Origin of the sequence: Stutzerimonas chloritidismutans AW-1, assembly GCF_000495915.1 — a bacterium.
Lineage (GTDB): Bacteria > Pseudomonadota > Gammaproteobacteria > Pseudomonadales > Pseudomonadaceae > Stutzerimonas > Stutzerimonas chloritidismutans.
Genome location: NZ_AOFQ01000006.1, coordinates 1 through 22,468, shown reverse-complemented (window position 1 = coordinate 22,468; position 22,468 = coordinate 1). Strand labels below are relative to the sequence as shown.

The following is a 22,468-nucleotide window of genomic DNA, read 5'->3' as shown; positions in this document are numbered from 1 at the left end:
TGCTAGGCAGCCGCGGCGTAATTGATATTGGTCGAGAGAAGCAAAAGGGCAGGGCGAAAGGAGGAGATGCGCTGCGACACGAGTTGTCGCAACCGGGATACAGACTCAAGTGCACGGCTCGCTCCCTTGCGGAGCGGCCTGTAACCTAGCGACTTCTGTTCACGCGGTGCGCCCATGCTCAGCCTCTACCACGCTCCCGATCTGGAAACCCTCGGCGAACTGGCCACGCGCCTGCTCGCCCAGCCACTCGCCGATCCCTTCGCTCCGGCGCTGGTGGTGGTGCCGAGCCAGGGCATGGGCCGCTGGCTGACGCTGGAGCTGGCGCGCAAGCAGGGCATCGCCATGCAGATGGAGATTCAGCTGCCGGCCAAGTTCGTCTGGGACCTCAGCCGTACCGTGCTGGGCAGCCTGCCCGAGCAATCGGCGTTTTCCCCCACCACCCTGACCTGGCGCCTCTATGGCTGGATTTGCGAGCCAGCCAATCTCGAGCTGGCGCCACGTCTGGCGCAGTACCTCGACGGTGGCGACGAGCGCCGGCGGCTGTCGCTGGCAGCGAAGATCGCCGACGTCTTCGACCAGTACCTGCTCTATCGCGACGACTGGCTGGCGGCCTGGGAGCGTGGCGAAACCTTCAATCTCGGCCCGGACGAAGCCTGGCAGGCGCTGCTCTGGCGTGAGCTGACCAAGGACGGCCATCCGCACCGCGCGCGGCTGCTCGACGATCTGCTGCAACGGCTCTACAGCGACGAGCCCTTGTCGGGGCTGCCGGAGCGTCTGCTGGTGTTCGGTATCAGCAGCCTGCCACCGCACCACCTGCGCGTGCTCGACGGCCTGGCGCAGCATATCGACGTGGTGGTCTGCGCACTCAACCCCAGCCGCGAGGCCTGGGGCGAGATTCGTGATATCCGCGAGCTGGCGCGCCAGCCCGAGAGCGGTGCTGACGATTGGTACCTGGACGTGGGTCACCCGTTGCTGGCCAGCCTTGGTAAGCAGGGCCGGGACTTCTTCGATTCCTTGTTCAGCCTGACAGCCAGCGAAGGCAGCCAGGATTTCGGCCTCTATTCCGAAGACGAGGACCTGCGCGACGACAGCCTGCTGCACGCGCTGCAGAACGACATCTTGCGCCTGCGCACCCGGCAGCCCGAGGAGCGCATCAGCCTGGCCGAGGACGACCGTTCGCTGGAAGTGCATATCGCCCATTCGCCGCTGCGCGAGGTGGAGATTCTGCATGACCAGCTGCTGGCGCGTTTCGCCGCCAACCCGGCGCTGACGCCTGATCAGGTGGTGGTGCTGACCCCCGATATCGAGCGCTACGCACCCTTTATCGAAGCCGTGTTCGCCCCGCGCGAGGGCAGCCCGCGGATTCCCTACAGCCTGGCCGACCGCAGCCTGCGCGCCGAGATGCCGCTGATCGAGGCCTTCCTCGAATTGCTGATGCTGGCGCAGAGCCGTTTTACCGCCGAGGAAGTCCTCGCTTGGCTGGAGCAGCCGGCCATTGCCCGGCGCGCCGGGATCGAAAGCGAAGACCTGCCGCTGCTGCGCGACTGGCTACGCGAAGCCGGCGTGCGTTGGGGCCGCGACGGTAGCCAGCGGGCGCGTCTCGGCCTGCCGGACGAGTCAGCCTTCACCTGGCGCCAGGGGCTGGACCGCCTGCTGCTGGGCTTTGCCGCGCCGCCGCAACTGGCTGGCGACCATGCGCCACTGCTCGGCGAGCACTGGCCGCTGGATGCTCTGGAAGGCGCGCGCGGGCAGTTGCTCGGGCGGCTGGTGGAGTTCGTCGAACGGCTCGGAGTCTTGGCCGATCAACTGGCTCGGCCGCGTCCGTTGGCCGAGTGGGCGGATGACCTGCAAGTGCTGATCGACACCCTGTTCGACGAGCGCGAAGCCGGCGACACGTTGCTCTTGTTGTCCCAGGCATGCGCGGCGTTGCGCGATCAGGCCCAGGCTGCAGACCTGACTCGGCCCATCGAACTGGAACTGGTGCACCAGCAGCTCAGCACCGCCCTGCAGCAGGGCGGCGGCGCCTCGGGCTTTCTCACCGGCGCGGTGACCTTCTGCACCATGGTGCCGATGCGCAGCCTGCCGTTCCGCGTGGTCTGCCTGCTTGGGCTGGACGATGGGGCCTTTCCCCGGCGTACGCCGCCGTCGGGTTTCGATCTGATCGGTCGCCATCCACGCCGCGGCGACCGTGCCCGGCGGCTGGATGATCGCTACCTGCTGCTGGAAACCCTGCTTTCGGCGCGCGAAGCGTTGTACCTGTCCTATGTCGGCCGCGACCCGCGCGACAACGCCGTGCTGCCGCCGTCGGTGCTGCTCAGTGAAGTGCTGGAGGCAGTGGACATGACCGCCGTGCTGCCGCCTACCGCGCAGGCTTCCGAGCATACCGGCGAGTCCGCGCCCAAGACGGCCAGCCAGAAAATTCTCGTCGCCCACCCGCTGCAGCCGTTCTCGCCGCGCAATTTCGGCGACGGGCTTTGCGCCGGTTTCTCCTCGCCCTGGTTTCGCGCCGCCGGGCGTCTGGCCGAGCCACCGCAGACTCAGCCACAGCCGTTCGCCAGCCGGCTCGCAGAGCCCGATGAGGCCTGGCTGACCATCGAGCCGTCGCAGCTGTTGCAGTGCTTCCGCCATCCGGCGCGCTTTCTGCTCGAGCAACGCCTTGGTCTGCGTCTGGCCGATGACCAGGAATCGCTCGCCAGCGATGAGCCGTTCGATTTGGAGATGCCAGCCTGGAACGGCCTGCGTCGGCTGTCGCTGCAGGCGATGGAACACGGCTGGAGCGATGAAGACGAACGGCGCATGGCTTGTGCGGCCGGCTGGCTGCCGACGGGCGAGCTGGGCCAGGCGCTGTGGGGCAAGCTGCGCGGGCCGGTGCGTGCCTTCGCGCCGCGCCTGTTCGAACTGCGCCCGGACGCCGTGCCCGAGCCGCTGCCGGTGGATATCACCCTGGCCGGCGTGCGCGTGCATGGCTGGCTCGACGGCGTGACCCCGGCCGGGCTGTTCGGCTGGAAGCTCGGCCGCCTCGGCGAATGGGACCTGCCGCCGTTCTGGCTGCGTCATCTGCTGCTCAACCTGTCCGCCACGCCCGATATCGAGCGCCACAGCCTGATGCTATCGCCCGCCGGTGACTGGCAGCTGGGGCCGCTGGCCAATGCCGCGCAGCTGCTCGAACCCTGGCTGGCGGCCTATCGCTGCGCCATCCGCGAACCGCTGCCGTTGCTGCCGCGTAGCAGCCATGCCTTCGCCAAGGGCTATCGCAAGCCGGCCCGCGGCAGTGAACCGCTCGACTGCGCCCGCAAGCGCGCCCGCGAAGCCTGGCTGGGTGCCGAGTTCAGCCCCATCGCCGCCGAGGCCGAAGACCCCTGGAACGCCTTGGCCTTCCGCGACCGCGATCCGCTGGACGAGCGTTTCGAAACGCTGGCTCAGGAATTGATCGGCCCTGCGCTGGATGCCTTGGCGCAAGACGAGGAGGAAGCATGAAACTCGACCTGCTCGACTCGCCCTTCGACGGCCGCTCGCTGATCGAGGCCAGCGCCGGCACCGGCAAGACCTGGACACTTACCGCGCTCTATGCGCGTCTGCTGCTGGAGCGGCAGCTGTCGGTGGGGCAGATTCTGGTGGTCACCTACACCACCGCCGCCACTGCTGAACTACGTGAGCGCATCCGGGCGCGGCTGGCCGACCTGCTGGCGGTCTACGACGGCACCCCGAGCAGCGACGATTTTCTCAACCGCCTACACGCCCGCTATCCCGACGAAGCCTCGCGCCGTCGCTTGTTGCTGGCGGTGCACGGCTTCGACGAGGCGGCGATCTTCACCATTCACGGCTTCTGCCAGCGTGCCTTGCAGGACGCCGCCTTCGAGGCCGGGGGCGATTTCGACAGCGAGCTGACCGCCGATGACCGCGAGATCATCGATGCGCTGCTGGCCGATGCCTGGCGCAGCGAGCTGGCCGATGCCGATCCGGCCTGGGCGCGCTTCCTGGCCAAGAGCCGGATCACGCCGGTGTGGCTGCGCCAGCGGCTGCGCAGTCATCTGGGCAAGCCGTACTTGCGGGTGGAACCGCAGGGCGCGCCGGTCGCCGCCGACCTGCGTCCGGTCGAGGCCGTCTGGCAGCGCGCCGCTGAGTTGTGGAAGCAGGCGGGCACCGCCTGGATCGCCGAACTCCGGGCGCACGGTGGGCTCAGCCAAAGTACTCACAAAGGCATCAAGTTCGAGCCCTGGCGGAGCGAGCTCGACGCCTATTTTGCTGACCCGGCAGTAATGTTCGATCTACCCGAGGGCGCGGCCAAGTTCGGTGTCAGAGCGTTGAGCAAGGCCTGCAAGAAGGGCCATGACGCGCCCGTCTGCGAACTGGCCCATGCGCTGGATGAACTGGCCGATCAGGTCGCCGAGGCGCTACCGGCCGGCAAGCAGCGGTTGATCGCCTTGCAGGTCGCGCTGCTGGAACGGCTCAATCGCGAGCTGCCGGAGCGCAAAGCGGCGCAGCGGCTGCTGGCCTTCGACGATCTGCTCAATCGTCTGGACCAGGCGCTGCAAGGCCCGGTCGGCGAAGACCTGGCGGCCTCGCTGCGTGCCACCTATCCGCTGGCGCTGATCGACGAATTCCAGGACACCGACCCGATCCAGTACGCCATCTTCAACCGCATGTATGCCAAGGCGGGCGAGGCATCGCTGTGTTTTGTCGGCGATCCCAAGCAGGCGATCTATGCCTTCCGCGGCGCAGATTTGGCGACTTACATGACCGCCAAGCAGCAGGCCGATCGCGAGCCCTTCAACCTGCCGATCAACTACCGCTCGACGCCCGAGCTGATCGCTGCGCTGAACCAGCTGTTCGATCATCCACAGCCGTTCGCCCAACCTGATCTGCGCTATCCAGCAGTAGGCGCGGCCGACAAGCCGCGTGCGAGCTTGCGGCTGGGGGAGGAGGGCGAGGCGGCGCCGCTGTCGCTCGTCTGGCTGGGTGACGATCCGCTGGGCAAGGGCGAAGCCGCGCAGCTGGCCGCAAGCGACACCGCCCGGCGTATCGCCCTGCAACTGGCGGGCGCCGCCGAGGGCCGTGCTGGCTTCGACAAGGACGGCGTGTTTACCCCGCTCAAGGGCGGTGACATTGCCGTGCTGGTCGCCAACCATCGACAGGCGGGGATGATCGCCGACGAGCTGGCGGCGCGAGGCGTGCCCAGCGTGCGCCGCGGGCGCGACAGTGTCTGGCGCAGCGAAGAGGCTACAGAACTCGCCGCGGTATTGGCCGCCTATGCGGAGCCCGGTCGCGAAGGTCTGCTGCGCTATGCACTGGCCACGCGCCTACTGGGCCGCAGCGCCGCCGATCTGGCCCGCTGCCAGGACGATCAGCAGCAGTGGGACGCAGAGCGCGAAGCCGCCGAACGCTATCACCAGCTCTGGCAGCAGCAGGGGTTCATGCGCGTATTCCGTGCCTGGCTCGACGAGCAGGCGGTGGCCGAACGGCTGCTGGCGCGTGTCGATGGCGAACGTCGGCTGACCAACCTCCTGCATCTGGGTGAACTGTTGCAAGCCGAAAGCCTGCTGCGCCCGGGTCTTGAGCCGCTGCTCGCCTGGTTCAATCTGCAGCGCGGCAGCGAAGGCGCCGGCGAAGAAGCCCTGCTGCGCCTGGAAAGCGATGCTGAGCGGGTGCAGATCGTCACCATCCACACCAGCAAGGGCCTGGAATACCCACTGGTGTTCTGTCCCTTCCTCTGGGACGGCAAGCTGCTCGGCAAGAACCGCGACAGCGCCCGCTGCCACGATGCGACTGGCCAGCCACTGCTGGATCTCGGTAGCTGTGAGCTGGAGGACAACCTCGAACGCGCCCGCCAGGAGGTGTTCGCCGAACAGCTGCGCCTGGCCTATGTCGCGCTGACCCGCGCCCGTGACCGGCTCTGGCTGCACTGGGGGCCGGTGAATCTGTGCAAACCGAAGAAGGACGGCAGCCTGGCCGATGAGGGCCTGCACAGCAGTGCCCTGGCCTGGCTGCTGCATGGGCGTGAACTCCCAGGTGAACAACCGCTGAGCGAGCTGGGCAACTACCTGGCGGACTTCAACGGCGGCAGCCTGCGCCTAGCCATCGAGCGGCTGGTGCAGGGCAGCAACGGCCGAATGGCCTGCCTGCCGCTGGAGTCGCGCGAAGCCAATGCACAGGGTCCCGGCCGCGCCGCGCCGCCTCAGCAGTTGTCGCAGCTCAATCGCAGCCTGCACAGCGCCTGGCGCATCGGCAGCTTCTCCGGGCTGGCCGCCGGCATGCACATGGAAGCGCCCGACCGCGACGCCCTGGCCATGCCCGATGCCGGGGAGCCGGGCAGCGGCTTTTTTGCCTTTCCCCGTGGCGCGCGCGCCGGAACCTGCCTGCACGCGATTCTCGAAGACTGGGCGCGAGGCAAAGGCGAGCTGGAGGCGCTGGTCGAACCCGCTTTGCAGGCCTACGGTCTGCCGCTGGAGTGGAAGGAAATCGCCATCAGCCATCTGCAAAAGGTGCTCGACACCGATATGGATGGCGGCGGCCTGACCCTCGCCGCGTTGCAGTCGGCCAGACGCCTGCCCGAACTGGGCTTCACCTTTCCGGTGCGGGATCTGGACGTGGCGCGGCTGCGCGCATTGCTCGTCGATCCGGCCAACGGCCTCGCCGAACCCTTGCGCGAAGCGGCGGCGCGGCTGGAATTCGACAGCCTCAAGGGCTTTCTCAAAGGCTTTATCGACCTGACCTTCGAGCACAACGGCCGCTGGTACATCGCCGACTACAAATCCAACTGGCTCGGCCCGGACGCCAGCTACTACGGCGGCGAACGGCTGCTGCAGGCGCTGGCAGGCGAGCATTACTACCTGCAATACCTGATCTATCTAGTAGCGCTGCGCCGCTTCCTGCGCCAGCGGCTGGCGGATTTTCAAGACGAGCAGCTCGGAGGCGCTTTCTACCTGTTCCTGCGCGGCATGCCGGAGGCCGGAGTGTATTTCGCCCGGCCGGACGATGCGTTGCTCGATGCGCTGGATCGGTTGTTCGAGGAGGGGCATTGATGACGCGGTTTAGCGGTCTTGACCGCGAATGTGGGCTTAGCGGCGCCTTCATGCATTTCAGGAGCGACATATGACCCTTGCCGATCTGCCCTTCGGCCCACTGGAGCGCGCCTTCGTCGCCAGCCTGCAGCGCCTCGACCCGCATGCGTCCGAGCCGGTGCTGCTCGCCGCCGCGCTGTGCTGTGAAGCCCTGGCGTCCGGAGACGTCTGCCTGCTGCTCCAGCGTTTCGCCGGCAAGCGACCCTGGCCTGAAGTCGACCTGGCTTTGCCTTCGATGGCGCAATGGCGGGCGCAACTGGAGGCCTCGCCTCTGATCGGCACATCTGATGATTACGCGCCGCTGATGCTCGTTGGCGACCGGCTCTACCTGGCCCGTTACCAGGCCTACGAGGAGCAACTGGCGGAACAGCTGCTGACTCGCGCAGCGGACGCACCGGATGTCGATGAAACTCAGCTGAGCGACAGCCTGGCGCGGTTGTTCGCCTTCAATCAGCAAAGCCCCGATTGGCAGCGCCTCGCCGCGGCTCAGGCGGTACGCCGCCGCTTGGCCGTGATCTCCGGCGGCCCCGGCACCGGCAAGACCACCACGGTGGTCCGTTTGCTGGCGGCATTGCTGGAGCAGCCCGGCGGCGAACGCCTCGCCATCGGCCTCGCGGCACCTACCGGCAAGGCCGCGGCGCGCATGGCCGAAGCGATCCGCAACGCCAAGGCCGATCTGCCGGTCAGCGATGCCGTCAAGGACGCCCTGCCGGACGAGGCGCGCACCCTGCACCGCCTGCTCGGCAGCCGCGGCGACAGCCCGAAAGTACGGCATGACGCGGCCAACCCGTTGGCGCTGGACGTGCTGGTGGTGGACGAGGCGTCGATGGTCGATCTGGCGCTGATGGCCAAGCTGGTCGCTGCGCTGCCGCCGAAGGCGAGACTGATCCTGCTCGGCGACAAGGACCAGCTGGCCGCCGTGGAGGCCGGCGCGGTGTTCGCCGAACTCTGTGAAGGGCGCGGTTTCGATAGTCAGGCCGCGACCGATCTGCAACGCATTACCGGGCAGGCCGTACCGGTCGAGACGCCGCGCTCGCGCCTCGGCGATGCGGTGGTGCTGCTCACCCACAGCCACCGCTTCGCCGGCGACAGCGGTATCGGCGAGCTGGCGCGGCGAATCAATGGCGGCGACGCCAAGGGCACGGTGGCGCTGCTGCAGGAAGGGCGCGCCGATCTTGCCTGGAATGCCACGCCAACGTCCGCCGCATTGATCGAGCGACTGGAGCAGGGCTATTCGCCCTATCTGCAGGCCGCACGCCAGGCCGATCCATCCGCCGCGTTCGAGGCCTTCAACGGTTTCCGCGCGCTGACTGCCCAGCGCGAAGGCGCCTTTGGCGTCACCGGCATCAACGAGGCACTGGAAGCGCGCTTCAAGCGCCGCCTCAGCGTGCCCGCCCGCGAACGCTGGTACCCCGGCCGCGCAGTGATGGTCCGGCAGAACGACTACGCCCTGGGCCTGTTCAACGGCGATATCGGCCTGTGTCTGAAAACCGAGCAGGGCCTGCGGGTGTTCTTCGAGGGTGACGAGGGCTATCGCGGCTTCGCCCCGGCACGGTTGCCGAGCCACGACAGCGCCTTCGCCATGACCGTGCACAAGAGCCAGGGCTCGGAGTTCACCGAGGTGCTGCTGGCGTTGCCGGAACAGCCCAGCCCGCTGCTGACGCGCTCGCTGTTCTACACCGGTATCACCCGTGCCAAGCGCAAGGTGGAGATCTGGGCGCTGCCGGCGCGGCTGGCCGAAGCGGTCAATACCCGCGCCGAGCGCGCCGCAGGACTGGCCGAGCGATTGGCGCTCCCCTGCGCTCAGACCAGAGCCACAGAGGCAGTGCCGGTGGCCAAGCCAGATGAGCCAAAAAGCGATCAGCTCAGCCTGTTCTAAACCGTGCGCGCCTGCTCGAAGCCGGCATGATCGCTGCTCATCGCCGCCTGTTTCGTGAAGCGGTTGTGCGTATGGCGCTCGGAATTCTGTTCCGATGCGCTTTCGCCAAAAGCCGACACCGGGACTTGCGATGAGAACCTTCTTTCTTCTGCTATGGGGCGCGCTCAGCCTGTTCATCAGCACCGCGGCGCTGCGTGAACTCTGGCTCGCGCCCTCCGTGGCCAGCGGTTTCGCCCTGCTGCTGGTGGTCTATTACATCGTCTGCTTCTTCCAGCTGATTCGTGCTGCTTACCTGCCATGGGGGCTGCTGGGTGCGTACCGGCGCAGCGGCTACTGGCTGTGCCTGATCCTGCTGCCGCTGACGCTGATTCCGCTGTACGCCGCCTACCAGATCTGGGAGCAGGGCGGTTACGTTGCAGTCGAAGCCTCGTTGCACACCGAATGGCTGCACCTGCTGCTCGGTTGGCTGCAGGACGCCCTCGGTTATCTCGGCCCGCTGCTGGTGCTCGGCGCGCTGGGTGTCGGCATGGCGCTGATGCTGCTGCGTCTGCTACGCGGGCAGGTCGCGCGCTGATCAGCCGTTCAGCAGCGTCAGCACCAGCGGCAGGCTGGCCGCCGCGAGCAGGGTCTGCAAGGTGATGATGCCCGCCATCAGATGGCTGTCGCCGCCGAGCTGGCGGGTGAGCACGTAGGCAGTGGGGGCGGTGGGCAGGGCGAAGAACAGCACCAGGATGGTGGTTTCCATATCGGGCAGGCCGAGCACCATCGCCACACCGTAGGCGAGCAGCGGAACGGCCAGCAGGCGCACCGCGCTGTTCCAGCCCAGCGCCGGGATCTCCCCGCCCAGCTCCTGGGGTTTGAGCGCCGCGCCGACGCAGAGCAGGCCCAACGGCAGGCTGGCGGCGGCGAGCAGACTCAGCAGGCGGTCGGTGCCGCCGGGCAGACCCAGGCCCGACAGATTGACCAGCGCGCCGGCGACACAGGCGAGAATCAGCGGGTTCTTTGCGATGGGCAGCAGCAGACCGCGCACGCTGACGCCGCGCTCGGCGGTCAGCGCCCACACCGACATCACGTTCACCGTCGGCACCATCAGCGCCAGCATCAGCGCAGCCAACGCCAGACCTTCCTTGCCGAACAGGCTGCCCACCGCGGCCAAGCCGAGGTAGGTGTTGAAACGCAGCACGCCCTGGGTGATGGCGCCGAAGCGGCCGGCAGACCAGCCGCGCAACCGCTTGGCGATCAGCAGCGCGATCCAGGCCAGGCCCAGGGCGAGCATCACGGCGCCGGCCAGGCGCGGCAGTGCTGGGTTATCCAGCGGTGCGGTCGCCAGGCTGCTGAACAGCAGAGCGGGGAAGAGGATGAAGTAGTTGATGCGCTCGGCGCCGGGCCAGAATTCCGCACTGGGAAAGGCGCGCAGGTGCAGGAAATAGCCGGCGACGATAAGAGCGAAAAGGGGCCAGAGGGCGAGTAGCAGGGCGGTCACGGATACATCCAACAGTGCATGTAGCGCGATCTTCGATGCTGCCAACGTTCAGTGCAACCTTCATCTTCGAGCTGGCGTGGCGGCAGCGGTGCTACGTCGGTCGGACGGCTGTCTGTTGCGTAGTGGCTTGGTGATATCATCGCGCGTCGAACCTGCGAGCTTCCGATGCGCCACATACCCCCCAGGCCTCTACCGAGGACTTCCGCGATACGCCTTATGGCCGGCAGTTGCATGGCGGGTTCCGCCTGCTGCGCTTTGCGCCGGAGCTGGAGAGGGAGTTTCGGCGCTATCTGGATCGTCATGCGCGAATATCGCAGCGCCTCGCCGCCCTGCTGCTGATCTTTGCGGTCAGCGGTTATCTGTATTGCGAGCACCGGTTGTTCGATCTTGCCGATACCGGCTGGCTGACAACGCTGACGCTGTTGCGCCTCTTGCAGATTCTGCCGGGCGTCGTCGTGCTGGTGCTGACCTTCTACAGCCGCAGGTTTCGCGCGCAGGCCAACCGCATGTTTCCCGTGCTGCTGGTGATGGTCGGCATGCTGGCCGCGCTGATCGACATCCGCTTCGAAACGCTCGATGCGGAGCTGAATTTCCGTTACGGCGCTGGGCTGCTGATCGTCGCGTCGTTCTTCTTTCTCGGCGTGACCTTCTGGTGGGCGCTGCTGTGCGCGGTGCTGATCGTGCTGGCCGACGTGTGCATGGCCAGCCTGATCCTGTCGGCCGAGCAGATGCCGGAACACTGGATCGCCGTCAGCTATTACCTGCTGTTACTGATCATCGGCGCGATCAGTCGCTATGTTCATGAGTACTCGCAGCGCGACCAGTTTCTGACCCGCCAACTGCTGGGCTGGGTCGCCGAGCACGACGCGCTCAGCGGTCTGGCCAACCGGCGCAGTCATGATCGCGCGCTGCCCCAGCGGATCGCCCAGGCCCGTCGAGACCGGCGCCCGCTGAGCCTTCTGCTGCTCGATCTGGATGATTTCAAGGCCTATAACGACACATTCGGCCATCCGGCCGGCGATGCACTGATCCGCACCTTCGGCGAGTTGCTCGCCGGGTTCGCGCGGCGCCCGCTGGACGAAGCGGCACGGGTTGGCGGTGAGGAGTTCGCACTGCTGCTGTACAACTGCGACAACGCCGCCGCGCAGCGCATCGCCCGTCAGGTGATCACCGCACTGGCTGCGCTGGATATCAGGCATCCGCATGATTCGGCGGCGCGGGTGGGGGTCAGTATCGGAATCGCCACGTTGCAGGACGGCCAGCAGGCCGAGCAGCTCTATCACTGCGCCGATACCGCGCTGTATCAGGCCAAGAGTGGTGGCAAGAATCGTTTTGCGGTCGCGGCCGGGCTACTGCGACCCGAGCCACAGCTTCACTAGCGGATGGCTTAGCGGCGCGGTGGCACCGAGCGGGTGCGACCGCTGCCGTCGATGGCGACGAATACGAAGACCGCCTCGGTAACCTTGCGCCACTCGCTGGACAGCGGGTCGTCGCTCCAGACTTCCACCAGCATGCGGATCGAGCTGCGCCCGACCTCCAGCGTCTGGGTATAGAAGGACAGCTGCGCGCCAACCGCTACCGGAACCATGAACGCCATGCGATCGATGGAGACCGTGGCGACACGGCCGGCGGCCACGCGGCTTGCCATCGCGGTGCCGGCCAGATCCATCTGCGACACCAGCCAACCGCCATAGATATCGCCAAAACCATTGGTTTCCCGCGGCAATGCGGTGAGCTGCAGGGCCAGGTCGCCCTGCGGGATCGGATCTTCCTGTTCGTATTCTTTCATTCGGTCGGACTCGCGGCGCGTTGTTGTTCTGGCGCGAAATGCCCGCTCTGGCACGGGCGACGGCGCCGAGTATAGCGGCTGTGTTGCGCTACAGCGACCGAACCAGGTCAACGGTGCGCTTGGTAATCAGATTGTCACACTTGCTTCATAGAGTGTTCACACGGCCTGCAGATACTGGCCCCCGTTCCAACACACTCGAGCACACACCTGCTAGGAGCAAGGTATGAAACTGAATCGTTTGATGGCGGCCCTGACCTTTGTAGCCGCTGGCGTTGGCGCCGCGAGCGCGGTCGCTGCTGTAGACCCGGCCCTGCCGAGCTACCAGAAGACCTCCGGTGTTTCCGGCAACCTGTCCAGCGTTGGTTCCGACTCCCTGGCCAACCTGATGACCCTGTGGGCCGAAGACTTCAAGCGCAGCTACCCGAACGTCAATATCCAGATCCAGGCAGCCGGTTCTTCCACCGCACCGCCCGCTCTGACCGAAGGCACCTCCAACATGGGCCCGATGAGCCGCCCGATGAAGGACAACGAGATCCAGGCCTTCGAAGAGAAGTATGGCTACAAGCCGACCGAAGTGCCGGTGGCCATCGACGCCCTGGCGGTGTTCGTGCACAAGGACAACCCGATCAAGTCGCTGGACATCGAGCAGGTCGACGCGATCTTCTCCAGCACCCGCCTGTGCGGTGGCGAGAAGGACATCAAAACCTGGGGAGACGTTGGTCTGACGGGCGAGTGGGCCGGCAAGCCGATTCAGCTGTTCGGCCGTAACTCGGTATCCGGCACCTACGGTTACTTCAAGGAAGAAGCCCTGTGCAAGGGTGACTTCAAGTCCAACGTCAACGAGCAGCCGGGTTCCGCCTCGGTGGTGCAGTCGATCTCCAGCACCCTGAACGCCATCGGTTACTCGGGCATCGGCTACAAGACCTCCAGCGTCCGTGCCGTGCCGCTGTCCAAGGGTGGCGAGGCTTTCGAGGCCAACGAAGAGAACGCTTTGGCTGGCAAGTTCCCGCTGGCGCGCTTCTTCTACGTCTACGTCAACAAGGCGCCGAACAAGCCGCTGAGCCCGATCGATGCCGAGTTCCTCAAGCTGGTGCTTTCCAAGCAGGGCCAGGAAGTTGTGGTCAAGGATGGCTACATCCCGCTGCCGAAGAAAGTCGTCGAGAAGACGCTGAAGGATCTGGGCCTCAACTGAGACCAGGCCTGGCTCGTGGCGCAAGCTACGAGCTGAGCCGACGCCCGCCACGCTAATGCGCTGGCGGGCGTCGTCGTGTCACCCGGCTGTAATTTTTCTGTCACACGGCTGCATTAAATTAGCGACCGACCGGCCATCAAGCCTGGAAACGACTCGCGCCAAGCAGCGCAGTTAAGCGGCCCGAGCGGCCAGGACCTTCGCATGAACGATATAGAGACCATGAGCGCGAATTCCGATGTGCAACGGCTGGACTTCAACACCCCGGCTCTGCAGCGCAAACGTCGCATCCGTGCGCTGAAAGATAACTTGGCGCGCTGGTATGTCTCCATTGGTGGTCTCGCCGTGCTCGGCGCGATCTGCCTGATCTTCTTTTATCTTGCTCAGGTCGTGACGCCCATGTTTCAGGGCGCCGAGCTGGACGCACGCGACGCGCGGCAACCTGCCTGGCTGGCCGGTGCTGGCGAACCGCTGCTCCTGGCCATGGAAGAGCAGAATCAGGTTGCGATGCGCCTGGGCAGCGATGCCACTGTGCGCTTCTTCAGCGTGAAAACCGGCGAGGCTATACGCAGCGTCGAGCTGCCATTGCCAGCGGACAGCCGGATTGTTTCGGTCGGCCAGGACACGCCAGGCAACCGCCGCATGGTGCTGGGCCTGAGCAACGGCCAGGTTTTGGTTATCGAACACAACTACAAGGTCAGCTATCCGGACGGTAAGAAAACCATCACGCCTCAGTTGGACTACCCCTTTGGCGAAGAACCGCTGAACCTGGATCCGCTAGGTCGGCCAATCGAGCACGCCGCCATCAGCCTGAACGGCGACACGCTTATGGTCGCCGGGGCAACCGACGCGGCGCTGCACGCGTTGAAGATCGCCTCAAGCGAAAATCTGATGACTGGCGAAGTCACGCTGGAAGAGGAGCGCATGGAGCTCCCCCAGCTATCGGAGCCGATCAAGGCGTTGCGCATCGACCCGCGTCACATGTGGATGTTCGCCGTAAGCGGGCGGGCCAGTGTCGATGTCTTCGACCTGCGCCGCAAGCAACTCAATGGCCGCTACAAGCTGCTCGGTGGCACGGGTGAAATCACCACGGTAGCCTCGCTGCTCGGTGGCATATCGCTGATGGTCGGCGACTCTTCCGGTGGCATCGGCCAGTGGTTCATGGTGCGCGGGGACGATGGCCAGGCGGAGCTGAAGAACGTACGTAACTTCAAGCTGGCCGATCAGCCGGTCAGGCAGATCCTTCCGGAGGAGCGACGTAAAGGTTTCCTCGCCCTCGACAGCGATGGCACTTTGGGCATCTTCCATAGCACGGCCCATCGCACCCTATTGACTGAGCAGGTGGCTGACGGCGCCGCTGTTGCCGCGATGTCACCGCGTGCCACCCGCTTGCTGGTGGAGTCGGGTGACCAGCTGCAGCGCTTTGTCATCGACAACCCGCACCCTGAGATTTCCTGGAGCGCGCTGTGGGGCAAAGTCTGGTACGAGAGCTATCCGGAACCGGATTACGTCTGGCAGTCCACTTCGGCAAACGGTGATTTCGAACCCAAGCTGAGTCTCTCGCCGCTCGCTTTCGGCACGCTCAAGGCTGCCTTCTACGCGATGCTCCTGGCCGCACCGCTGGCAATCTGCGCGGCTTTCTACACCGCCTACTTCATGGCGCCTACGTTGCGCCGCAAGGTCAAGCCGGTCATCGAACTGATGGAAGCGCTGCCGACGGTGATTCTCGGGTTCTTCGCCGGCCTGTTCCTGGCTCCCTTCCTGGAGAACCACTTGCCGGGCACCTTTAGCCTGCTGCTGTTGACGCCGATAGGCGTTCTACTCGCCAGCTGGGCCTGGAGTCGGCTGCCTGAGCGTCTGCGGCTTAGCGTTCCGGATGGCTGGGAAGCCGTGCTGCTGATTCCTGTGATCCTGCTGGTTGGATGGGGCTCGATTGCCGCCAGCGGTCACTTGGAGAACTGGCTGTTCGATGGCGACATGCGTCATTGGCTGTCCAACGATCTGGGTATTCCGTTCGATCAGCGCAACGCCCTGGTCATCGGCCTGGCAATGGGCTTTGCGGTGATCCCGACCATCTATTCGATCGCCGAAGACGCCGTGTTCAGCGTGCCCAAGAGTCTCACCCTGGGCTCCCTGGCGCTCGGTGCCACGCCCTGGCAGACGCTCACCCGCGTGGTGCTGCTGACCGCCAGCCCTGGCATCTTCTCCGCGCTGATGATCGGCATGGGCCGGGCCGTGGGCGAAACCATGATCGTGCTGATGGCCACCGGCAACACGCCGATCATGGAGGCCAACATCTTCGAAGGCATGCGCACCTTGGCGGCCAACGTGGCAGTGGAGATGCCGGAGTCGGAAGTAGGTGGAACGCATTACCGCGTGCTCTTCCTCGCCGCGATGGTGCTGCTGATGTTCACCTTCGTGATGAATACGCTGGCTGAGGTCATCCGCCAGCGCCTGCGCCGCAAGTACGCCAGCCTGTAACAAGAGCCGCGCCTTCGGGCGCAGACGCAGCCCGATGTGGCTACGAAAGATTTCGACAAAGGTATCGATCCGTGAAAAAGGATTCGCTGAACACCTGGATCAAGAGCGGCACCCCCTGGATCTGGATGAACGCTGGCGCCGTTTCCATCGCCGTGATCATGACGCTCGGGTTGCTGGCGGTGATAGCGGTGCGTGGTCTGGAGCATTTCTGGCCGTCCGACGTTGTTGTGGCTGATTACCAGATTCCCGGTGCAGAGCCGCGCGTGATGGCTGGTGAGGTGGTGCAGGTAGAAGAAGTGCCGCGGGCACGTCTGGCAGCCAGCGGGCTTCCGGTCGACGTTGAGGGCGGCGAGTTCATGACTCGCGAGCTTCTCAAGGTTGGTAACCGTGAAGTCTACGGCGCGGACTTTTCGTGGGTCGTCGGGGAGTGGTTGAGCAATCAGCGCAAGCCCGCCGATCTGGTGGCGCTGGAGCGCCGCGAATGGGGAAACTTCTATGGCGAGCTGCTCGCTGTGAAGGAAGAGGGCAATCTGGTTGCAGAGGGCGCGGCCGCCTGGGGCGAGCTTCAACAGCGCATCGACCGCATCGACGAGCTGCATGCCCGGATCGCTCGGCTGGAGGCGGTGGACATCGGCCGGATTAACCACGGTCTGGAGCGCCTGCGTCTGAAGACCCGCAAACTTGAGCTGGATGGGCAGCTCGATGCGGCTGCACAAGCCGCTCTGGATGCCGAGCGTGCTGAGTGGGACGCCGAATACAAACAGCTGGAAAGCCAGCTGGTCGCGCTGTACGGGGAGTTCAACCGCGACAGCGTCACCATGCGCACCATGGACGGCCAGGAAAAGGAAATCAGCCTGGGCAAGGTTGTCCGAGCGTACCGTCCGAACGCGATGTCGTTGCCTGAAAAGATGGGTTTCTACTTTGCCAAGCTCTGGGAGTTCGTCAGCGACGAGCCGCGTGAGGCCAACACTGAGGGCGGCATCTTCCCCGCGATCTTCGGTACCGTGCTGATGACCCTGATCATGGCGGTGATCGTGACGCCATTCGGCGTGATCGCCGCGGTCTACCTGCGCGAATACGCCAAGCAGGGCGTGCTGACCCGCATCATCCGCATTGCGGTGAACAACCTCGCTGGCGTGCCCTCGATCGTTTACGGCGTGTTCGGCCTGGGCTTCTTCGTTTACGTCCTGGGCGGGTCGCTGGACCGCATCTTCTACCCGGAAGCGGCGCCGGCACCGGTGTTCGGCACGCCAGGTCTGATGTGGGCCTCGCTGACCCTGGCGATCCTCACCCTGCCGGTGGTCATCGTCGCCACTGAGGAAGGCCTGGCGCGCATTCCGCGGATTCTGCGTGAAGGCTCGCTGGCACTCGGGGCGACCAAGTCCGAGACCCTGTGGAAGGTGGTGCTGCCAATGGCCAGCCCGGCCATGATGACCGGCCTGATCCTTGCCGTTGCGCGTGCCGCCGGCGAAGTGGCACCGCTGATGCTGGTCGGGGTGGTCAAGCTGGCGCCGAGCCTGCCGCTCAATGGCAACTACCCGTATCTGCATCTGGATCAGAAGATCATGCACCTGGGCTTCCATATCTATGACGTCGGCTTCCAGAGCCCCAACGTCGAGGCCGCGCGGCCGCTGGTCTATGCCACAGCGCTGCTGCTGGTGCTGGTGATCGCCATCTTGAACCTGACTGCGGTCGTTATTCGTAACCATTTGCGCGAAAAATACAAAGCGCTCGACCACTAACAGCCGATAACACGCTGGAGGCCGGTGCCGCGATCGCGGCCCGCTTCTAGCCTCCAGCGATACGGAGACATCTCATGTCACAAGCAAAGACGCATTCCATCGACATTTCGGCGCTGGGTCGTGAAAAGCGAGCGCTGAGCCTGAACAACGAAGCCGTGGCCATCGAAGTGCCCGATCTGAGCCTCTATTACGGGCAGAAGCAGGCGCTGTTCAACGTCGCGATGAACATCCCCAAGCAGCGCGTGACTGCCTTCATCGGCCCGTCCGGCTGCGGCAAGTCGACCCTGCTGCGCTGCTTCAACCGCATGAACGACCTGGTCGACGGCTGCCGCATCGAAGGCGCCATCAACCTCGACGGCCATAACATCTACCGCAAGGGCGAGGACGTGGCCGACCTGCGTCGCCGCGTCGGCATGGTGTTCCAGAAGCCCAACCCGTTCCCCAAGAGCATCTACGAGAACGTGGTCTACGGCCTGCGCATCCAGGGCATCAAGCAGAAGCGCGTGCTCGACGAGACTGTCGAATGGGCGCTCAAGGGCGCTGCGCTGTGGGATGAGGTGAAGGACCGTCTGCACGAATCGGCTCTCGGCCTCTCCGGCGGTCAGCAGCAGCGTCTGGTCATCGCCCGCACCATCGCCGTGCAGCCGGAAGTACTGCTGCTCGACGAGCCGAGTTCGGCCCTCGACCCGATCTCCTCGCTGAAGGTCGAAGAACTGATCTACGAACTGAAGGCCAAGTACACCATCGTCATCGTCACCCACAACATGCAGCAGGCCGCGCGGGTTTCCGACTACACGGCGTTCATGTACATGGGCAAACTGATCGAGTACGGCGATACCGATACGCTGTTCACCAACCCGGCCAAGAAGCAGACCGAAGACTACATCACCGGCCGCTACGGCTAGCCGGCTATGGCAAATCGCGCTGCGCGTTGTCGGCGGCGCTTGCCGTACCTGGTTCGTACTGTCTGCGCGCCGCCTCCTAGCGCAGCACGATTTGCCAAAGGCCGGACCGTCCGGCGAGAGAACAACAGTTTCGCAAGGGTTCGCACATGATCAGCAAAGACAGCCACACCCAACACATTTCCCAGCAGTTCAACGCCGAGCTGGAGGAGGTGCGCAGCCACCTGCTGGCCATGGGCGGGCTGGTGGAGAAGCAGGTCAATGACGCGGTGACCGCCCTGATCCAGGCCGATTCGGGCCTCGCTCAGCAGGTGCGCGACGTCGATGACCAGATCAACCAGATGGAGCGCAACATCGACGAGGAGTGCGTGCGCATCCTCGCCCGCCGTCAGCCGGCAGCCTCCGATCTGCGCCTGATCATCAGCATTTCCAAGTCGGTGATCGACCTTGAGCGCATCGGTGACGAGGCGACCAAGATCGCCCGCCGCGCCATCCAGCTGTGCGAGGAAGGCGAGTCGCCCAAGGGCTATGTCGAGGTGCGCCACATCGGCGACCAGGTACGCAAGATGGTGCAGGAAGCGCTCGACGCCTTTGCCCGCTTCGATGCCGACCTCGCGCTGTCGGTGGCGCAGTACGACAAGACCGTCGACCGCGAATACAAGACCGCGCTGCGCGAACTGGTCACCTACATGATGGAAGACCCGCGCTCGATCTCCCGCGTGCTCAGCGTGATCTGGGCGCTGCGCTCGCTGGAACGCATCGGCGACCACGCACGCAACATCGCCGAACTGGTGATCTACCTGGTGCGCGGCACCGACGTGCGCCACCTGGGCCTGGCGCGCATGGCCGAGGAAGTGGAAGGCTCGAAGGAGCGCTGATTCGCGGTCGCGGGGCGGGCAGCGATGTCCGCCCGGCGCCAAAATCTGCGGACAGAGCCGCCGCTGGCGTTGAGGCTCGACCCATCCACCTGCATCGGTTCGCCCGCACGGATGCCGCTCAGGTGCGGATCAGCGCCTCGCTCAGATAGTCGATCAGTGCCCGCGTCTTCGGTGGCAGATGATGATTCTGCCGCCACAGCAGCCAGGCCGCGCCCTGGTATGAACCGGTGTAGCGCCACTGCGGCAGCACTTCGCGCAAACGACCCTCAGCCAGCGCCTGGGCCGCGGTGAAGTGTGGCAGGCAGGTGATGCCCAGGTGTTCCAGCGCCACCAGCAGCCGCGCCTCGCTGTGGTTGCTGATGTAGCGACCGCGCACCGTCACCGTCTCCTGCTGCTCCCCGCGGCGCAGGTGCCAGCGATTGTCTCCCGCCGTTTCTCCCAGATACAGACAGCTATGGCGCAGCAGGTCCTGCGGATGTTGCGGCTCGCCGTGACGCTGCAGGTATTCGGGGCTGGCGCAGAGCAGCTGGCGTACCGGTCCGAGTGGCTTGCCGGCCAGGCCTTCGGGTGGGTTGTCGGTGACCAGTACCAGCAGGTCGAAGCCGTCCTCGATCAGGTCCGGGCTCTGGTCGCTGATCCGCAGCTGCACATCGACCTCGGGGTAGCGCTGCAGAAAGGCCGGCATCAACGGCCCGACGACGAACTTGCCATAGGCCTTGGGTACGCTCAGGCGCACCAGCCCGCCTGGGCTGCGCATCAGCCGTTCGCCGATGGCGACGGCCGCGTCGGCCGCATCGAGCATATCCCGGCAATGCTGGTAGAACTCCGCCCCGGCCTCGTTCAGCCGCAGCTGGCGCGTCGTGCGTTCCAGCAGGCGCAGTGCCAGAGCCTGCTCCAGCCGGGCCACCTGGCGGCTTACCGCCGACGGTGTGCTGCCCAGCCGCCGCGCGGCGCCGGAGAAGCTGCCGGCCTCGACCACCCGCACGAACACGGCCATGTAGGGCAGCAGAGCTGTGCTGTCATTCGTTCCCATGCGGAACAGGTCCTGTGCTGTTTCGCTGGATTATCGACCGTGGCGGCGGGCCCGACAATCAGCGCCTGATTGGTGCGGGGATTCGAACATGAAAGGCACGTTGAGACAGGGGCTGTGGCTGGCCGATGGCATGCTGCTGATGGTGGCGCTGATCTGGGGCAGCAGCTATGCAGTGGCCAAGCAGGCGCTGCTGTTCTATCCGGTGCTGGGTTTCCTGGCGATTCGCTTCGGCCTGACCTTCGTCCTGTTGCTGCCGCAACTGCGCGGGGTCGGCCGCCGGGCGCTGCGCCCCGGTCTGCCGCTGGGGCTGGTGATGCTGGCGATCTTTCTCTGCGAGACCTGGGGCGTGATGCTGACCAGCGCCAGCAATGCCGCCTTCTTGATCAGCCTGTGCGTAGTGATCACGCCGTTCATGGAATGGCTGCTGCTGCGCCAGCGGCCGCACAACACGCTGTTCCTAGCCTGCGCGATGTCGCTGGCGGGCGTCTGGCTGCTGACCGGCGGCCCGCAGCTGTCGCTCAATCTCGGCGATGCGCTGATGCTGGCCGCCGCGTTGCTGCGCGCGGTGCTGGTCTGCCTGACCCGGCGATTGACGGCCGGCCGGGAAATCCCGGCACTGGCGCTGACCGCGGTGCAGAGCGGAGTCGTTGCGGCGGGCTGCATCCTGCTCGGCGTGTCGCTGCCGGGCGGACTGCCGGCGCTGCCAGTGGAGCCGGGCTTCTGGTTCGCCATGCTGTATCTGGTGCTGTTCGCCACGCTGTTCGCCATGTTCGCGCAGAACCGCGCGCTGGGGCGCAGCAGTGCAACGCGGGTGTCGCTGCTGATGGGCTCCGAACCGCTGTTCGGCGCGATAATCGCCGGTCTCTGGCTGGGTGAGCGGTTGGGGCCGATGGGTTGGGCGGGTGGGTCGCTGATCATGCTGGCAACGCTGTGCACCCTGGGCATCGGCCGCCAGCCCGCGCCGAGCGCGGCTGGCGATGGTGCGCCGATCCGTGCCTAGCGCGTACGCACGGCGGGGCCTGCAGACCGGTCAGCTCTGTCGCAGTTCGGCCTGCAGCTCATCCAGCGCCGCCTGGCGCTCGCCGTCCTGCAGGCGGGCGCCGGGGTTGAGCGAGGACCACTCCGGATGCGCGCGACAGCGTTGTAGGGCTTCGGGCAGCTTGCCCTCGCGCCAGCCCTGATCCTGCGGAGTGGCCAGGCGGATCGCTTCCGTGGCAGCGTGCCCTCGGGTGGCGAGCACGGCGAGCAGTTGGCGCTGTCGCAGGGCGAGCAGGCGCAGCACGGCGTCATCGACGCTCAGTTCACGCTGGCCCTTTAATTTGCCCAGTAGGCGATTGCCATAGTGCCGCGCGGTCTGCGCGCCGCCGCCGGCAAGGGCGCCGAGCAGTGCCGCCGCGCCGAGGGTGATGCCACCGACCATCAGATCGACTCCGGCACCGGCGGCCGCGCCTGCGGCCATACCACTGCCGATCTTCACGCCCAGCTGCTTGAGTGTTTCCGGATTGAACAGGTCGTCGCCCCAGCGGCCGTCGAGCAGTGGCAGGTCGCTGGCTGCCGCCTGCTCCTTGCGGAAGGCATACAGGCGCAGCAGGGATTCGACGCAGCGCTGTTCGCGGCCACGCACGGCGTCGTGCAATTCACGTATGGCGCCGCGCTCCAGCTCCGGCTGTGCGGCCACGCTGCGTCGGCAGGCGGCGACGTCCACCAGCAGCTCGGCGATCAGCCGCTGGCCGCTGACCAGGCGCGCCGCGGCCTGGGCTTCATGGTCCTCGATCAGCCGCTGCAGCTTGGGCCGCGCCTGTTCCAGCAGCAGCGCCAGGCTCTCGTACAGCCGGCGCTCGCCGTCCACGGGCGGCGCCACGCTGTCGAAGCGCACCAGCGCATGCAGGCCGAGGCGGGCCAGCGCCTGACGCCATTCCTCCTCGCGATGGCCGGGCTGGGCGACGAAGTTGAGCACCGGCAGCAGCGGCTTGCCGCAGCCGGCGAGTACCGCCAGCTCGTCCTTGTACTTGGCCAGTACCGGCTCCCCGG

The 22,468-nt window shown here is 65.8% G+C and carries 15 protein-coding genes; 11 read left to right on the top strand and 4 right to left on the bottom strand.

Annotation, left to right across the window (positions count from 1 at the left end; all coding sequences use genetic code 11):
* Positions 1–174 precede the first annotated feature (174 nt).
* The 4 genes from recC to F753_RS27560 all read left to right on the top strand — a co-directional run bounded on the left by recC (position 175) and on the right by F753_RS27560 (position 9,514).
* Positions 175–3,477 carry an exodeoxyribonuclease V subunit gamma gene (gene recC, locus F753_RS27575; protein ID WP_023443987.1) on the top strand — a complete coding sequence of 1,101 codons (3,303 nt, stop codon included), beginning with the start codon at positions 175–177 and terminating at the stop codon, positions 3,475–3,477.
* Positions 3,474–7,022: an exodeoxyribonuclease V subunit beta gene (gene recB, locus F753_RS27570; RefSeq protein ID WP_023443986.1), complete on the top strand. Its 3,549-nt coding sequence runs from the start codon at positions 3,474–3,476 to the stop codon at positions 7,020–7,022. The genes recC and recB overlap by 4 nt, the downstream gene beginning before the upstream one ends.
* A gap of 70 nt (positions 7,023–7,092) precedes the next feature.
* Entirely contained in the window at positions 7,093–8,940 is a 1,848-nt protein-coding gene (recD, locus tag F753_RS27565; protein WP_023443985.1) for an exodeoxyribonuclease V subunit alpha, read from the top strand.
* A gap of 130 nt (positions 8,941–9,070) precedes the next feature.
* Entirely contained in the window at positions 9,071–9,514 is a 444-nt protein-coding gene (locus F753_RS27560; RefSeq protein WP_023443983.1) for a hypothetical protein, read from the top strand.
* Here F753_RS27560 and F753_RS27555 read toward each other — a convergent pair whose 3' ends face one another.
* On the bottom strand, positions 9,515–10,423 hold the full coding sequence (locus F753_RS27555; protein ID WP_031297162.1) for an AEC family transporter: 909 nt from the start codon (positions 10,421–10,423) through the stop codon (positions 9,515–9,517).
* Positions 10,424–10,650: 227 nt separating this feature from the next.
* Between F753_RS27555 and F753_RS27550 the strand changes: the two genes are divergently transcribed.
* Positions 10,651–11,802: a GGDEF domain-containing protein gene (locus F753_RS27550; RefSeq protein WP_023443981.1), complete on the top strand. Its 1,152-nt coding sequence runs from the start codon at positions 10,651–10,653 to the stop codon at positions 11,800–11,802.
* 8 nt (positions 11,803–11,810) lie between these two features.
* Here F753_RS27550 and F753_RS27545 read toward each other — a convergent pair whose 3' ends face one another.
* Positions 11,811–12,212, bottom strand: a complete 402-nt coding sequence (locus tag F753_RS27545) for an acyl-CoA thioesterase (RefSeq protein WP_003303235.1) — start codon at positions 12,210–12,212, stop codon at positions 11,811–11,813.
* Positions 12,213–12,435: 223 nt separating this feature from the next.
* Between F753_RS27545 and F753_RS27540 the strand changes: the two genes are divergently transcribed.
* From F753_RS27540 to phoU, 5 genes are all read left to right on the top strand, one after another.
* Complete coding sequence (locus tag F753_RS27540; protein WP_023443980.1) at positions 12,436–13,404, top strand: PstS family phosphate ABC transporter substrate-binding protein; 969 nt, start codon at positions 12,436–12,438, stop codon at positions 13,402–13,404.
* A 201-nt stretch (positions 13,405–13,605) separates the two neighbouring features.
* Complete coding sequence (locus F753_RS27535; protein ID WP_023443979.1) at positions 13,606–15,882, top strand: ABC transporter permease subunit; 2,277 nt, start codon at positions 13,606–13,608, stop codon at positions 15,880–15,882.
* Positions 15,883–15,953: 71 nt separating this feature from the next.
* The gene (gene pstA, locus F753_RS27530) at positions 15,954–17,624 is read left to right on the top strand and encodes a phosphate ABC transporter permease PstA (protein ID WP_023443978.1); all 1,671 of its coding nucleotides are present in this window, start codon (positions 15,954–15,956) and stop codon (positions 17,622–17,624) included.
* A gap of 74 nt (positions 17,625–17,698) precedes the next feature.
* Positions 17,699–18,529 (top strand): phosphate ABC transporter ATP-binding protein PstB, encoded by an 831-nt coding sequence (pstB, locus tag F753_RS27525; RefSeq protein ID WP_023443977.1) that lies wholly within the window; start codon positions 17,699–17,701, stop codon positions 18,527–18,529.
* A gap of 146 nt (positions 18,530–18,675) precedes the next feature.
* The gene (gene phoU / locus F753_RS27520; protein ID WP_003303228.1) at positions 18,676–19,404 is read left to right on the top strand and encodes a phosphate signaling complex protein PhoU; all 729 of its coding nucleotides are present in this window, start codon (positions 18,676–18,678) and stop codon (positions 19,402–19,404) included.
* Positions 19,405–19,522: 118 nt separating this feature from the next.
* On the opposite strand, the gene F753_RS27515 is transcribed toward phoU, so the two are convergent.
* Positions 19,523–20,437, bottom strand: coding sequence for a LysR family transcriptional regulator (locus F753_RS27515; RefSeq protein WP_023443976.1), 915 nt, complete (start codon positions 20,435–20,437; stop codon positions 19,523–19,525).
* 88 nt (positions 20,438–20,525) lie between these two features.
* Between F753_RS27515 and F753_RS27510 the strand changes: the two genes are divergently transcribed.
* Positions 20,526–21,437: a DMT family transporter gene (locus F753_RS27510; protein WP_031297159.1), complete on the top strand. Its 912-nt coding sequence runs from the start codon at positions 20,526–20,528 to the stop codon at positions 21,435–21,437.
* Positions 21,438–21,467: 30 nt separating this feature from the next.
* On the opposite strand, the gene F753_RS27505 is transcribed toward F753_RS27510, so the two are convergent.
* Positions 21,468–22,468: DUF3482 domain-containing protein (locus F753_RS27505; RefSeq protein WP_023443974.1), on the bottom strand; the 1,001-nt coding region annotated here is incomplete at its 5' end.

Bases quoted from the DNA above. Each gene is read 5' to 3' on its own strand.
- F753_RS27510 (WP_031297159.1), top strand. From the start codon at position 20,526: ATGAAAGGCACGTTGAGACAGGGGCTGTGGCTGGCCGATGGCATGCTG.
- recD (WP_023443985.1), top strand. From the start codon at position 7,093: ATGACCCTTGCCGATCTGCCCTTCGGCCCACTGGAGCGCGCCTTCGTC.
- F753_RS27540 (WP_023443980.1), top strand. From the start codon at position 12,436: ATGAAACTGAATCGTTTGATGGCGGCCCTGACCTTTGTAGCCGCTGGC.
- F753_RS27515 (WP_023443976.1), bottom strand. From the start codon at position 20,437: ATGGGAACGAATGACAGCACAGCTCTGCTGCCCTACATGGCCGTGTTC.
- pstB (WP_023443977.1), top strand. From the start codon at position 17,699: ATGTCACAAGCAAAGACGCATTCCATCGACATTTCGGCGCTGGGTCGT.
- recB (WP_023443986.1), top strand. From the start codon at position 3,474: ATGAAACTCGACCTGCTCGACTCGCCCTTCGACGGCCGCTCGCTGATC.
- recC (WP_023443987.1), top strand. From the start codon at position 175: ATGCTCAGCCTCTACCACGCTCCCGATCTGGAAACCCTCGGCGAACTG.
- F753_RS27545 (WP_003303235.1), bottom strand. From the start codon at position 12,212: ATGAAAGAATACGAACAGGAAGATCCGATCCCGCAGGGCGACCTGGCC.
- F753_RS27560 (WP_023443983.1), top strand. From the start codon at position 9,071: ATGAGAACCTTCTTTCTTCTGCTATGGGGCGCGCTCAGCCTGTTCATC.
- phoU (WP_003303228.1), top strand. From the start codon at position 18,676: ATGATCAGCAAAGACAGCCACACCCAACACATTTCCCAGCAGTTCAAC.
- F753_RS27535 (WP_023443979.1), top strand. From the start codon at position 13,606: ATGAACGATATAGAGACCATGAGCGCGAATTCCGATGTGCAACGGCTG.